Source organism: Streptomyces sp. AM 4-1-1 (genome assembly GCF_029167625.1).
GTDB lineage: Bacteria > Actinomycetota > Actinomycetes > Streptomycetales > Streptomycetaceae > Streptomyces.
The window spans coordinates 6,466,744-6,480,659 of the sequence record NZ_CP119145.1 but is presented as its reverse complement, the minus strand read 5'-3'; the positions used below and the strand labels follow the sequence as shown (position 1 = coordinate 6,480,659).

Sequence of the window (13,916 nt, the reverse complement as noted above, 5' to 3'; positions counted from 1 at the left end):
GGGAGGGGCGGAGCCGGAGCTCAGGCCCTGGCCCGGGTACGCCGAAGGCGGGGCGGCAGGTCTGTGGGGCGGGACGGTCGGACGCGATGCCGGACGGTCGCGCGAGGAGGTCCGCGTACGCCGGGAAGCGCGGCCCGGAACCGGTCGGGCACGGCGACGAGCCCGCCCGTGGGCCGGTCCGGGGCGGTGACCGGGACGAGCACACCGGTCGTGGGCGGCGGCAGGGCGGCGGTGGACGTGGTGGGGGTCTCGTGCGGGGCCGGGGCGTGGGCGGTGGCGGCCCGTGGTGCGGACGGTACGCGGGGGCGGTCGCCGTCGGTGGCGGCGGCGGAGGTGGCCGCACGGGCCCGCCGGGGCTCCGGGGCGTTGCCGACACGCAGGGTCCGGTCGGTGTGCTGGACGGGAGGGTGGCCACCCGGCTCGTAGGCGGCGGACGCCGCGGCGTCCATGAGGGCCCGGACCGGGACGGCCCCGGTGGGGGCGCCGCCGACCAGGGTGAGGAGGACGAGGGCGAGGACGGCCAGGGCGTGTCCGTACCGGCCCGCCGGGCGACAGGGCGGCCCGGCCCACGCGGCGGGCCGGGCCCGACGGCGGCCGGGCGCTCCGGCCCGCGCCGGGGGACGTTTCCGACGGGCCGGCCGGGCCGAAGGGCAGCCGGGCACTGCGGCTTCCGCGGCGGGCCGGGCCCGACGGCGGCCGAGCGTTCCCGTCTCCATCGCGGGCCGGTTCCCGCGTACCGGATCGTCCGGCCGCCCCCGCTGGGGTGCGTTCCCCCGGGGCGGCCCCGGGTGGGGGGTCACCGCGCTCGGCCGGGCAGGGCCGGTGCCGAACCGGCGTGGCGCAGCACGGAGCTGAGTATCAGCCCGGCGCCGCGCACGACCGTGGTCGCGGGATCGTCGGCGAGCCGGACCGGTACGCCGAGGCGGAGTGCGATGCGGTTGGTGAGGTCGGGGCGCAGCGCGCCGCCACCGGTGAGCAGCGGGCCCCTGCGCAGCGCGCCACGGACCGCGCCGTTCGTGTCCTGCTGCCACATCGCCATGACCATGTCCAGCACGGTACGGACGAGAACGGTCGGCGGGACGGCCGGGTCCAGATCGCTGAGACCGGCCTCGGCCTGGCGGGCGTCGGCGACGAAACCGTCCACGAGGAGGGTGACCTCGGTGAGTTCGGCGCCGAGGTCGACGACGAGCAGGGGTCCGCCGTCGCGCGGTCCGGCCGACGCGGCGGCGGCCCTGGCACTGTCGAGGACGACGACCCGGGTCGGACCGAGTCCGGCGATCAGGTCCCTGGCGGTCGAGCGGTGTTCGGCCCCGGCGAGTACCGGGTGACTGACGACGATGACCGAGTCGCTGCGGTCGGCGCCCAGGGCCGTGTCGGCGATACGGCTGAGCAGTCGCCCGCACGATTCGGTGTCGACGATGCGACCGCGGCGGACGGGGCGGCCGAGGCCGGGGTCCACGCCGAGGTCGGCGACGATGCCCTGTCCGGGGGTCCAGGCGCGGGCCCGGGAACTCCCGAGATCGATGGCGAGCCCTCGGGTGGCCGCGCGGTGTCCGATCCGGACGGCGGAGAGGGGCCGTACGGGGCGCTCATGGCGCCGCCCGTCGCGCAAAGAACGCATCGCTCCTCACCTCCGGCCCGCCAGCGCGGCCGTCACACACCGATTGACCCGCGAATAGCGAGGCATGACCGAGCCCTCACTATGCAATAGGGAGGCAAAGAAAGCTACTCCTCTCCCCAATCCAAGGCTCCGTGCCCTGTGGGGATGGCACACCCCGGCGCCGCCCACCGCCCCGAGCCGACGCTCCGGATCAACTGTCTCCGCCGATACCGGACGCGGTCGCCCTGTCCGACGGACCGGAGGCGGTGACCCGTGTCCTGCGGGCCGCCATCCACGCGTACACGAGCACCCCGACGAACAGGAAGAGCACCCCCTGGTAGACCGCCGCGTATCCGGCCCCGGCGACCAGCCACAGGGAGAAGGCGGCGGCCGCGGTCACCAGTGCGGCGTCGCGCACCAGCCGGGCGCGGTGGACGCGCCGTGTCCCGCCGGACGCCAGGAAGTAGAGCTGCGCCGCCGTCGCCAGCAGATAGGGCACGGTGGCGGTGAAGGTGGTGACGAGGACCAGGACCTCGAAGACGCGGGCGGTTCCGGCCGTGTAGTTGTAGACCGTGAGCAGCGAGGCGAGGGTCACGGTGACGAGGACGCCCACCGTCGGGACACCGCGTCGCTTCCGCACGAAGATCCGGGGGAAGAGACCGTCCCGGGCCGCCGCGTAGGGGGTCTGGGCGCTCAGCAGTGTCCATCCGTTGAGTGCGCCGGTCATCGACACCAGGGCCGCGACGGCCACGGCGGTGCCGCCCCACTCGCCGCCGAACATGGCGTTCACCGCCTGGGTGAAGGGGGCCGTCGAGCCGATCAGGGCGGCGTGCGGCACGGTGCCGAACACCGAGAGTGTGCCCAGCAGATAGATGACGGCCGCGCCGCAGGCACCGAGGACGGTGGCGCGTCCGACGTTGCGCCGCGGTTCGCGCACCTCGCCCGCGCTCACGGCCGCCGATTCCACACCGAGGTAGCTGAACAGCAGGATCGCGGCGGAGGCGGAGACCGCCCCGACCGCCGAGTCGCCGGTCGCCCGGAACGGGCCGAGGTTCGCCACGTCGAAGAAGAACAGTCCCCCGATCGCGACGAGCAGCAGCGGGACGAACTTCAGTACGGTGGAGACGAGTTGGACGGCGCCGACATAGCGGGTGCCCGCCAGGTTGGTGACGGCGGGCAGCCACTGCACGACCAGTACGGCCGCGACGGTCCTCGGCGTGGAGCCGTGCACGGGCACCAGTACGTCGAGGTAGCCGACCGCGGCGACGGCGAGCGCCGCGTTGGAGACCCAGGTGGTGATCCAGTAGCTCCACGCGGCGAGGAAGCCCGCGAAGTCTCCGAACGCCTCGCGCGCGTACACATAGGGTCCGCCCGTCCACGGGTGCCGGTCGGCGAGGCGGCCGAAGACGAGGGCGAGGGCGATCGCCCCGGCCGTCAGCACCGCGAAGGCGACCAGGCTGATGGTGCCGTAGGGCGCGACGGACGCCGGGAGGAGGAAGATCCCGCCGCCGATGATGTTGCCCATGACCAGCGCGGTGGCGACCGGCAGTCCGAAGCTCCGGGCGTGCCTGCTGGGTTCGTCGTGCGTCGACATCGGGTGTGGCGCACCTCTCGCCGTGGGGGTCCCGCAGCAAACGCTGCACCACGTCGGGGCGTTTCGCCCGGCACGGCGCGGCGTCAGGGCGCTTTGCCCGGCGCGGCGCGGTCCTCGACCGCCGGAGTCGGGTCTGCCGCCGGAGACGGGGCTACCGCCGGAGACTGGGCTACCGCCGGAGACGGGGCTACCGCCGGAGACGGGGCTGCCGCCGAAAGGTCCGCGTCCGGTGCCGCGGCGGCCGTGTCGTCCGCCGCACGAGCCGCGACGGGCCCGGACGGCGGCGCGGAGGAGGAGGAGGAGGAGGAGGTGAGGGAGGAAGAGCCGGAGGTGGACGTGGGTACCGGTGGTTCCGAGCACTCGCGCAGCCATCGCCGCAGCACCGTGTGCACCTGCTCCGCCCCCGCCAGTTCCGTACCCTCCGGGCAGGGCGCCGAGAGGTCGGCGGGCCACAGCAGGAACGGCCGCGACTGTTCGCCGCCGAGCCCGCCGTGCGAGCCGATCTGTTCCTCGAAGGCGTGCACCCGGCCCGTGCCGGGGTCGTACATCGAGTTGACCATCACGTCGGCGACGTGCGGGAAGGTGTCGGTGCGGCGCACCACTTCGGCCGCGCCGGGTCCGAAGACGGCGAGCGGCCCCTCGCCGTCCCGCTGCGCGGCGAGTTCCGCCACCGGGACCTCGGCTCCGCCTGCGGCCAGCAGCACCGAGCCCCGCTCCTCGTCGCGGACCAGCAGGAAGCCGATGCCGGGGTGGTTGGCGAGGGTGCTGAGCAGGGCGGGGTGGCGGTGGTCGAGCTGTTGCCTGGTGGCCCGGCCCGCGATGTCGGGGAACGAGATCAGACCGAGGTTCCCTGAGGCGAGGACGACCGGGTCGGACGGCTTGGCGGGGTGTTCCGCCTCGCCCTCGGCGACGGGCCGGTGCAGGGCGATCCGTACGGCGTCACGGGCCTCGGAGCCGCTGCGGGTGCGCTGGGCCCGGCGCGACACGGGCAGCCCGCATCCCGCCCGTACGAGGTCCTTGAGCGTCAGCCCGTACGCCCCCGCGAAGGTCTCCCCGGGGCTCTGTCCGTGGTCCGAGAGCAGCACGACGCGGTAGCGGCGCGGGGTGCGGCTGGCGACCCCGGCGATGAGGGCGAGGGAGCGGTCGAGGCGTTCGAGCACCTTCTCGGCGTCATGGCTGTGCGGCCCGGAGTGGTGCGCCACCTCGTCGTACGCGACGAGGTCGGCGTAGACGGCGGTGCGCCCGGCGAACATGTCCCCGATCAGCGCGGCGACCACCACATCGCGCTCGACGACGGTCGCGAACGCCCGGATGAACGGGTAGAGCCCGCCGCGCTTGATCCGGGGCTCGTCCTTCCGCAGCCGGGCCCGGGTCGACTGCCAGATCTCCCGGCCCACCTCGGCGACGAAGGACAGTGCGGTACGAACGGCGTTGGCCGGGTCGGAGAAGTACGCGAAGTACCCGGCGCGCGAGCGGCGCCCCTTGCCGAACCTGGCGGCCATCGACAGGACGAGCGCGAGCTGGTCGGCGCCTCCGCCGAAGAGGTTGCCGCGGCTGGCCCCGTCGACGGCCAGCAGCCCGGGGTCCTGGGTGCGCCGGACGGCCCTGCGCTGGAGTTCGAGGGCGCTCGCGGGCCGGCTGGAGACCATGACGGTGCCGGTCTCCTTCTCGTACCAGCGGAAGGCGGGCACGTCGAAGTTGCTGCCGTGCAGGATGCCGAGCTGGCTGGCGCCGGTCTGGCTGGACCAGTCGGTGCGCCACGGTGTGAGCCGGTGACCGGTCCGGTCCGGCACGGTGTTCCGGACCGCCCCCGCGTTCCCGTCCGACCCGTCGCTTCCGCCCTTCGCGAGCCAGGCGGCGACCGTGGGCATCAGACCATCGGCGGCGGCCCTCGCCAGCACGTCGTGGCCCACCCCGTCGAGCTGGATGAACACGGTGCCCGGCGGACCGCTGCGTCCGCCGTCCGCGCCGCTGCGGCGGCGACGCCGGTCGGCGAGCCGGGAGAGTCTGCGCCGGTACGCGTCGTCGTCACGGACCGCCAGCGCGGTGGAGGTGGCGGAGGCGACGGCGGACATCACGGCGGCGACGACGACCGCGGTCTCCGGGGCGGCGGCTCCGCGCCCGTCGGGGATGAGCCGCAGCGCTATCAGCAGCAGGGAGCCGTTGAGGAAGAAGACCAGCATCCCGAGGACCAGCGCGGGCACGATGAGCAGGGCCCGTACGAGAACGGGCCAGACCAGCGCGGAGAGCAGTCCGAAGGCGCCCGCGCCCCAGGCCGCGGTGAACGCGATCTTGGTGACGCTGTCGCCGTCGTCCGACTGGAGCTGGAAGTCCGGCAGGATTCCGGCGAGTGCCAGCATCGTCAGGGTGGAGACCGCCCACACCGCGATCACGCGCAGCAGGGCTCTGCCCGCGGTCCGCCATCGCCCGTCACTCACGCCGTACTCACGCCCGTTCCCACTGCCTCGCCACATCGGGGTCCGGTCGTCGTGGGCCCCGCACCAGCCTTTCACAGTGCGCGGGGAGGCCCCGGGCCGTTTCGGAGAGCGTCCGGAGCCGTCGCGACGGGGCATGGGGGACACACGTGACGCGAGGTACGTTCAGCGGGTCTGCCGGCCGACGGCGGGCACCGAGAGACCTCGCCTATCGTCCTCCCGCGGGCCGGCGCTGTAGGCCGGATCGTCCAGCCCGACGGTCTCCAGACGCACGCCCCGGCGTCCGCACTCCTCGGCGAACTCCGTGACCGAGGTCAGTGCCCGGGCGAGCACCTGGTCACTCGCGGCGACGAACAGTTCGACGTCCCCGTCCTCGACATCGGTCCACAGGGCGTGGTGATCGGGGCGCAGCCCGTAAAAACGCAGCTGCCGGGTGACGACATAGCCCCGGTCCGCCGCCCAGCGGGCGCATATGGCCTGCTGGCTCCGGGTGTCCACGAGAAAGGGGTCGCCGTCGAGCTGGTCGAACGGAGTGAGACTGGCGATGGCCGCCACCCGTACGTCCCCCACGGCCGTCCCCCTCGTTCGGATCGCTCGTCCGGTCGCTCGCCTAGATCGTTCATTCGTTCGATCGACCACTCGGGCCGCTCGGCCCGCGATGATCGAACGGAACGCCCTGATCGCTCGGATTCTGCGCCGACCCTACCCCGGTCTTCGCCGCCCGGACCCGTACGAGATGGCGCACTCCGGCGTAGCGGGTGCGCGGGGGCGCTTACGCTCGTACGGGACAGTGCGCCGGTCCCGAGCCGGTGCGCGGTACGGGCGGGGAAGCGGACCCCACGGAACAGCCGGACGGCGAGCGGTACGGGCGGGAAGCGGTACGCGGGCCGTACGGGTCCGGAGGCCGGGGCGTCCGCGAGGGCGCCCGGTAGGAGACACGTGACAGCGAGGAGTCGGGACGTGCCGGTGGAGATCACCTGGTGGGGACATGCCACCTGCACGATCGAGGACTCCGGGGTCCGGGTGCTGACCGATCCGCTGTTCGCACGGCGCTTCGCCCATCTGCGCCGCCGCCGGGGCGCGCTGCCGCCGCCCGAGGCCGCCCTCGCGGACGTGACGCTGATCTCGCATCTGCACTCCGACCATCTGCATCTGCCCTCGCTGGCCCGGCTGGCCCCCGGCAGCCGGCTGGTCGTGCCGCTGGGCGCGACGCGGGCCGTGCCTGGGCTGCGGTCCCTGAGCCGGACCAGGAGCTTCCGCGTCACCGAGGTGGCACCGGGCGACGAGGTGCGGACCGGTGGGGTACGGGTACGGGCGGTGCCCGCCGCCCACGACGGCAGGCGGCTGCCGGTCGGGCCGCACCGCTCCCCCGCCCTCGGCTATGTGGTCGAGGGCGAGGCGCGCACCTACTTCGCCGGGGACACCGGGCTGTTCGACGGGATGGCGAAGGCGGTCGGGCCGGTCGACGTGGCGCTGCTGCCGGTGGGCGGCTGGGGCCCGTATCTCGGTCCGAGTCATCTCGACGCGGGCCGGGCCGCGCTGGCACTGGCCGAGCTGTCCCCCCGCTCCGCCGTGCCGGTGCACTACGGCACGTACTGGCCGATCGGCATGGACGGAATCCGGCCGCACGAGTTCCACTCGCCGGGCGAGGAGTTCCTGCGGCACGCCGCGCTGCTGGCCCCGGAGGTGGCGGTGCACCTGCTCGGACACGGCGGGCGGACGCGGCCGGAGACCGGCCGGTGATCCATGAGGTCGTCCGGCAGCTTCCCCCGGAGTCCACCCAGCAGGCGGTCGGCTACCCGTCCCTGTTCCTGTTGGTGACGCTGGGCTCCCTGGTACCGGTGGTGCCGACGGGGGCGCTGGTGAGTTCGGCGGCTGTGGTGGCCTTCCACCAGACGTCACCGTTCGCGCTGCTCGTGGTGTTCGGGGTGGCGTCGGGGGCCGCCTTCCTCGGCGACATCGGTCTGTACTGGCTGGGGCAGCGGGGGGTGCGGTCCAGGAACGGCTCGAAATGGCTGCGGACGCTGAGTGACCGGGCGGCGCCGGAACGGCTCGCGCAGGCCCGGCAGAAGCTGGACGAGCACGGAGCGATGGTCCTGGTGCTGTCCCGGCTGGTACCGGCCGGGCGGATTCCGGTGATGCTGGCCTGTCTGCTGGGCCGGACGCCGATGCGCCGGTTCGCCCGCGGCGATGTGCCCGCCTGTCTGGCCTGGGCCGCGACGTACCAGCTGATCGGCATCCTGGGTGGTTCGCTCTTCGCCGAGCCCTGGGAAGGGGTGGTGACGGCGGTGGGGCTGACGCTGCTGATCAGCGGCGCACCGGCGGTATGGCGTGGACTGCGGGGCCGCTTCGGGCACTGAGGACGACCCCGGTAGCGCCGGGCGCCGGGCGGTCAGGGGCGGTCAGGGGCGGTCAGGGGCGGTCAGGGCGCCAGTACCCGGGAACCCCCGATGGGCAGGTCCCAGAGCCGTTCCCGTGGGTGACCGGCCCGCCGCCAGGCGGTACGGAGCCGGGCCAGCGGCTCCAGCACCGGCTCGGCGGAGAGCAGGAACGTCGCCCAGTGCATCGGTGCCATCGCCCGCGCGCCCAGGTCCTCGTACGCCCGCACCGCCTCCTCCGGGTCGGTGTGCACGTCCCGGAGCCACCAGCGCGGCTCGTACGCCCCGATCGGCAGCAGGGCCAGATCGATCCCGGGGTGGCGGCGGCCGATCTCCTCGAACCAGTGTCCGTAGCCGGTGTCCCCCGCGAAGTAGATCTTCCGGCCGGACTCCCCGCTCCGCCGCTCGGAGATCACCCAGCCGCCCCACAGCGAGCGGCAGGTGTCGGTGAGGGTGCGTTTGGACCAGTGGTGGGAGGGGACGAAGTCGAAACGTACGCCGCCCAGTTCGGCCGCCTCCCACCAGTCGAGTTCGGTGACATGGGTGAACCGGCGGCGACGGCACCAGCGGCCGAGCCCGGCGGGCACGAACAGGGGTGTGTGTCTGGGAAGTCTGCGCAGGGTGGGGGCGTCGAGGTGGTCGTAGTGGTTGTGGCTGATGACCACCGCGTCGATCTTCGGCAGGTCCTCCCAGCGGACCCCGACGGGGGTCACCCGGGCCGGGGTTCCGAGGATGCGGCGTGACCAGACCGGGTCGGCGAGGATCGTGAGCCCGCCCGCCCGGATGATCCAGCTGGCGTGTCCGGCCCAGGTGACCGCCACGGTGTCCGCCCGGGTCGCGGGCAGCGGTTCGGGGGCGTAGGGCAGCCGGTGGATGTCGCGGAGTCCTTCCGCGTCGGGTCGCACGGCGCGTTCCCTGGCCAGCCGGGTCATGCCCTTGAACCCGGGGAGAGGGGTGGTGAGCCGGTCGGCGAACGTCTTCGGCCAGTGCCGGAGTTCGCCGAGCGGGCGGGGACGCGGGGTGTCGACGAGGGAAGTGCGCGGTACCGCCGCGGTGAGCGGTCGCCGGGGGTGTTCGGCGCTTCCCGGCCGTCCTGTCTGCTGGGTCATCGGATGGCTCCTGTCGTCGTCGAGGTCCGGGCCGGGAGGGCCGGTGCGGGGTACGGGGTCGCGGGGCGGGTCCCCCGCTGTCGAGGGGCCGAGCCCGGCGGCCGGGGGACGCCGGACGGCGTCCGCGCGGTGCGCATCAGCGGAGCTCGTCCAGGGCCGTCGCGAGGACGCTCAGGGCCTCGGTCACCTGCGGCAGGTCAAGCGGCTCGGCCGCGGTGAGGGCTTCGAGCCGCCGCTGCGGGGTGGGGCCGAGCAACGGGCCGACGCCCAGCCGCGCCCGGAGCGCGCCCAGTTCGTCCCCGAACCGGTGCCCGCCGGGGGTCGGCGTACGGAGCCGGGCGGTCAGGTACTCCTCCAGTTCCAGGGAGTCGGTGACGCCCCGCGCGGCGAGCCCGGACCGCAGCGGCCCCAGGTCGGCGTAGAGGTGCCGGCCCGCCTGGGGCGGCCTGGCGAGCGCCCCGGCGGAGAGGACCGCCCGGTGCGCGGCGGCGGCGACGCGTCCGTGGGCGGCGGCGCTCCGCCGTATTCGTCCGGTGACGCTCTCCGGTTCGCGCAGCGCGTGCGCCGCCGCCGCGGCGACGGGTCCCGCGACGAGCGCGCCGAGCGCGGTGAGGACGTCGAGGGTACGGGCCTGTCGCCGCCGGGCCCGGCCGGTCGCCGGGAAGCGGGCCACGGCGGCCGGCCAGGCGGCCGGGGTGAGCGCCCCGGCCAGATCGCAGACCACGGTGACGTCGTCGGGGCACATCTCGGCGGGGCTGAGCGGCACGGTGTCGTCCGGCCGGTGCAGGGTGTCGCGCCAGGTCTCGTCGCTGACGATGTGCAGTCCCTCGCCGACCGCGGCCTCGCACGCCTCGCGGACGAGCTCGGGCGGGGCGACGGTGGCGGTGGGGTCGTCGACCGGCGAGAGCAGCAGCAGCCGGGGCCTGCCGCCCTCGGCCCGCACCCGGCGCACGGTCTCCAGGAGGGCGTACGGATCGGGCACGCCTCCGCACTCGGCGGGGGTCGGGACGGGGTACACGGGCCGCCCTAGGAGCCGGGCCTGCGGCATCCAGGTGGCGGCGCAGGGGCGGGGCAGCAGGACGTCACCGCCGTGCGCGGCGATGAGGGCGAGCAGCAGCGACTGGGCCCCCGGGGCGGCGACGACGCTCTCGGGCCCGCCGCGCAGTCCGCGCCGCCTCCAGTAGGCACGGGCGGCCTCGCGGAGTTCGGGACCGCCGCCGGGCGGTTCCGGCTCGGTGCGGCCCGCCGCCGCGGCCAGCACCCCGGCCGACCCGGGCAGTACGGGCAGGCCCGCGACGGGTTCGGCGGGCCCGTACCGGACCGGCCCCCGGTCCTCGCGCACACCCGGGCGGGCCCGGCCGGGGCCGCCGTCACCATCGCGCATCCGGGGCCTCCTCCTGCCGCCGTCGCTGCCGTGCCGTCCGTCGTTCCCGGGCCCTGCGTACGAGTCGCCTCTGTACGAGTTATACGAGGGTTCACGCCCGGCCGCCTCTCCGGCCCGTGGGGCCGTGTCACACTTCCGGGCCGGTGGGGCGGGCGCTGTCACGATCACGGCTGACGGGTGCCCCGACCCGCCGAGGACATGCCCGCCGGCCGCACCGGCCGTGCGGCGGACGACTGCGAGCCGCCCCGGGCGCCTCCTCCGGCCACTTCTCGCGCGCGCCTGCTGGTTCAGTGCGGCCCAGCAGGGTATTCGCAGTGCCATGCCACCGAGTACACCGTCACCAGTCCCCTCGTCCGCACGACTGCGGACCTGGCTGCACCAATGCGACCTCGCCGTCTTCCAGAGCGTTGCCAGCCGCGACTGGCCGGGGGCGGGGCCGCTGCTGCCCCGGCTCAGCCGCAGCGCCAACCACGGGCTGCTGTGGTTCGGCGCCGCCGCCGGTATGGCGGCGTTCGGCAGCAGCGCGCGGGCGCGCAGGGCCGCGATGCGCGGGGTCGCCTCGCTCGCCGTCGCCTCGACCGCGATCAACACGATCGGCAAGGGCGCGGTACGCCGCCGGCGGCCGATGCTGGACGCCGTTCCGGTGATACGGCGGCTCAAGCGGCAGCCGATCACCACGTCCTTCCCGTCGGGTCACGCCGCGTCGGCCGCCGCCTTCGCCACCGGTGTCGCCCTTGAGTCCAAGGGCTGGGGCGCCGCCGTCGCCCCGCTCGCCGTCGCCGTCGCCGCGTCCCGCGTCTACACCGGGGTGCATTATCCGAGCGATGTGCTGGCCGGTGCGGCGCTCGGCATAGGAGCGGCGTTCGCCCTGCGTGGTGTCGTACCGACGCGTGGGCAGCTGCCCGCGCCGGGCCGCCCGCCCGCCGAGGCACCCGCGCTTCCCGCGGGGCAGGATCTGGTGGTCGTCGTCAACCGCGAGTCGGGCACCGCGACGGCCACCGCCGCGCTGGTGCGGGACGCGCTGCCGCGCGCCGAGGTGCTGGAGTGCCCCCCGGAGGAGCTGTCCGCGACCCTGGAGAAGGCGGCGGGGCGCTGCCGGGCGCTGGGCGTCTGCGGGGGCGACGGCACGGTCAACCAGGCGGCGGCCGTCGCCGCCACGCACGGCGTGCCGCTGGCGGTGTTCCCCGGCGGGACGCTCAACCACTTCGCGTACGACCTGGGCATCGAGACGGTCCACGACACCTGTACGGCTCTGGCCTCGGGTGAGGCGGTACGGGTGGACCTCGGCCGGTTCCGGCCCGGCCCCCAGGGGCCCGGTGGTGCGCACGGCTACTTCCTCAACGCCTTCAGTCTCGGTGTCTATCCGGAGCTGGTGCGGAACCGGGAGCACTGGGCGCCGCGGATCGGCGGCTGGCCCGCCGGGGTGCTCGCGGCATTCGACGTACTGCGTGGGCAGCGGCCGCTGGAGGCCGAGGTGGAGGGCAGGCGGCGGCCGTTGTGGCTGCTGTTCGTCGGTAACGGCCTCTTCCAGCGGGTCGGCCCGGCGCCGGGCCGCCGCCACAACCTCGCGGACGGACTGCTGGACGTCCGGGTGGTGCACGGCGGGCGGACTCCCGGGCTGCGGCTGCTGGCGGCGGCGATCGCCGGGCCGCTGACCCGCTCCCCCGTGCACGCGGCGGAGCGGCGCCGCCGGGTGCACATCTCCGGACTCGCGCCGGGCACCCCGTACGCCTACGACGGTGAAGTGGCCCACTCCGGAGCGGAGTTGCTGATCGACAAGATGCCGGAGGCGCTGACCGTCTACTGCCCGATGGCGATCTGACCGGGCCGCCGCGGGCCCCCTGCCGGGCCGCGGCGGACGAGCACGAAGGAGGGGCGGGCGACCACGGGTCGTCCGCCCATCCGGCGTACGGGGACGCCGCGCGTCGTCCGCATCGCAAGACGCCTATCTCAGGATGCGACATGACGGCGTACCGTGAATCCTCCACCGCGCACCCGGTGCCCGCTCGGGCCGGGTGAGTTCGAGAGAGGACGTACGGCCATGCCGAAGGAGACCGCCGTCTACACCCACGGCCACCACGAGTCGGTGCTGCGCTCGCACCGCTGGCGCACCGCCGCCAACTCCGCGGCCTATCTGATCCCCGAACTCCGACCCGGACTCGACGTGCTGGACGTCGGGTGCGGTCCGGGCACGATCACCGCCGATCTGGCGGAGCTGGTGGCCCCAGGCCGGGTGACGGCGGTCGACACCGCACCGGGGGTCCTGGAACAGGCGGCGACGGCCGTGTCCGAACGCGGCCTGGACAACGTCGAGTTCGCCGTCACCGATGTGCACGCGCTGGACTTCCCCGACGACTCCTTCGACGTCGTCCACGCCCACCAGGTGCTCCAGCACGTGGGAGACCCCGTACGGGCGCTCAGCGAGATGCGCAGGGTGTGCCGCCCCGGTGGCGTCGTCGCGGCCCGCGACAGCGACTACGCCGCGATGACCTGGTACCCGGAGGTGCCCGCCCTGGCCGAGTGGCAGGAGCTGTACGGGCGGGTGGCCCGCGCCAACGGCGGGGAACCGGATGCGGGGCGGCGGCTGCTCTCCTGGGCCCGTCGGGCCGGCTTCACCGACATCACCCCGACCGCCGCAACCTGGTGCTTCGCCACCCCCGAGAGCCGGGCCTGGTGGAGCGGGCTGTGGGCCGACCGCACGACCGGTTCGGTGTACGCGGAGCTGGCGGTGGAGGGCGGGCACGCGGGCGCCGGGGAACTGGCGGGCATCGCCGCCGCCTGGCGCGCCTGGGGCGCGCGGGACGACGGCTGGTTCATGGTGCCGCACGGCGAAGTCCTCTGCCGCGTCTGACCGGTGGCGCACGGACCGGACGGCCGGTCACGGCTCCGGCCGCCCGCCCGGCGCTTCGGACATCGATCGGACCCGGCGACCGTGACGCCGTCCGGACCGAATCGATCACGCGCGCCGGTATCCCGAACTACCCTTCTCGGTATGGAAATCCTCGGAACCACGCTGCGCATCTGCGTCGACGACCTGGAGGCCGCGGTGGTCTTCTACGAGCGCCTCACGAGTTCTCCGGCGCTGCGCTTCGAGCGCGGCGGGGTCTCGGTCGCCGCCATCGGCTGCTTCCTCCTCATGAGCGGACCGGAGGAGGAGCTTGAGATCCTGCGCAAGGTGACGGCGACGATCGCCGTCAAGAACGTCGACGAGGCGCACGCGGCACTCACCGATGTAGGCGCCCGTGTCCTCGTCGGCCCGGTGCCGACCCCGGTGGGCCGCAACCTGATCGCGATGCATCCGGACGGTTCGGTCTTCGAGTACGCGGACCGGCGGCCGGCCGTCTGACCGGTGGCGCCCCGGGGGCGCCGCCCTCGCGCGTGCCGGTGGCCGTACCCTTGGCCGCCGAGCCGCCCGC

At 74.7% G+C, this 13,916-nt stretch carries 12 protein-coding genes; 5 read left to right on the top strand and 7 right to left on the bottom strand.

The genetic code is table 11. The features are described 5' to 3' along the window. Positions 1-20 precede the first annotated feature (20 nt). The 5 genes from PZB75_RS27435 to PZB75_RS27415 all read right to left on the bottom strand — a co-directional run bounded on the left by PZB75_RS27435 (position 21) and on the right by PZB75_RS27415 (position 6,199). Positions 21-716 (bottom strand): hypothetical protein, encoded by a 696-nt coding sequence (locus tag PZB75_RS27435; protein ID WP_275537970.1) that lies wholly within the window; start codon positions 714-716, stop codon positions 21-23. An 80-nt stretch (positions 717-796) separates the two neighbouring features. Then, positions 797-1,621: a rod shape-determining protein gene (locus tag PZB75_RS27430; protein ID WP_275537969.1), complete on the bottom strand. Its 825-nt coding sequence runs from the start codon at positions 1,619-1,621 to the stop codon at positions 797-799. Between the two features lie 190 nt (positions 1,622-1,811). Next, a complete protein-coding gene (locus PZB75_RS27425) occupies positions 1,812-3,194 on the bottom strand; it encodes an amino acid permease (protein ID WP_275537968.1) in 1,383 nt (460 codons plus the stop codon). 83 nt (positions 3,195-3,277) lie between these two features. Continuing rightward, on the bottom strand, positions 3,278-5,632 hold the full coding sequence (locus PZB75_RS27420) for a phage holin family protein (protein WP_275537967.1): 2,355 nt from the start codon (positions 5,630-5,632) through the stop codon (positions 3,278-3,280). A 162-nt stretch (positions 5,633-5,794) separates the two neighbouring features. Next, entirely contained in the window at positions 5,795-6,199 is a 405-nt protein-coding gene (locus PZB75_RS27415) for a hypothetical protein (RefSeq protein WP_275537966.1), read from the bottom strand. A 390-nt stretch (positions 6,200-6,589) separates the two neighbouring features. On the opposite strand from PZB75_RS27415, the gene PZB75_RS27410 reads away from it, so the two are divergent. Further along, positions 6,590-7,372 (top strand): MBL fold metallo-hydrolase, encoded by a 783-nt coding sequence (locus tag PZB75_RS27410; RefSeq protein WP_275538892.1) that lies wholly within the window; start codon positions 6,590-6,592, stop codon positions 7,370-7,372. Further along, positions 7,369-7,989 carry a VTT domain-containing protein gene (locus PZB75_RS27405; RefSeq protein WP_275537965.1) on the top strand — a complete coding sequence of 207 codons (621 nt, stop codon included), beginning with the start codon at positions 7,369-7,371 and terminating at the stop codon, positions 7,987-7,989. Before PZB75_RS27410 ends, PZB75_RS27405 begins: the two co-directional genes overlap by 4 nt. Positions 7,990-8,051: 62 nt before the next feature. On the opposite strand, the gene PZB75_RS27400 is transcribed toward PZB75_RS27405, so the two are convergent. Both PZB75_RS27400 and PZB75_RS27395 read right to left on the bottom strand, forming a co-directional pair. Continuing rightward, a complete protein-coding gene (locus PZB75_RS27400) occupies positions 8,052-9,116 on the bottom strand; it encodes an MBL fold metallo-hydrolase (protein ID WP_275537964.1) in 1,065 nt (354 codons plus the stop codon). 136 nt (positions 9,117-9,252) lie between these two features. Next, positions 9,253-10,500: an aminotransferase class I/II-fold pyridoxal phosphate-dependent enzyme gene (locus PZB75_RS27395; RefSeq protein ID WP_275537963.1), complete on the bottom strand. Its 1,248-nt coding sequence runs from the start codon at positions 10,498-10,500 to the stop codon at positions 9,253-9,255. 319 nt (positions 10,501-10,819) lie between these two features. Here PZB75_RS27395 and PZB75_RS27390 point away from each other — a divergent pair, with 319 nt between their 5' ends. The 3 genes from PZB75_RS27390 (at position 10,820) to PZB75_RS27380 (ending at position 13,846) form a co-directional block, all read left to right on the top strand. Further along, entirely contained in the window at positions 10,820-12,322 is a 1,503-nt protein-coding gene (locus PZB75_RS27390; RefSeq protein WP_275537962.1) for a bifunctional phosphatase PAP2/diacylglycerol kinase family protein, read from the top strand. Positions 12,323-12,541: 219 nt separating this feature from the next. Beyond that, positions 12,542-13,351: a methyltransferase domain-containing protein gene (locus PZB75_RS27385; RefSeq protein WP_275537961.1), complete on the top strand. Its 810-nt coding sequence runs from the start codon at positions 12,542-12,544 to the stop codon at positions 13,349-13,351. 141 nt (positions 13,352-13,492) lie between these two features. After that, the gene (locus tag PZB75_RS27380; RefSeq protein ID WP_275537960.1) at positions 13,493-13,846 is read left to right on the top strand and encodes a VOC family protein; all 354 of its coding nucleotides are present in this window, start codon (positions 13,493-13,495) and stop codon (positions 13,844-13,846) included. Positions 13,847-13,916: the final 70 nt, after the last annotated feature.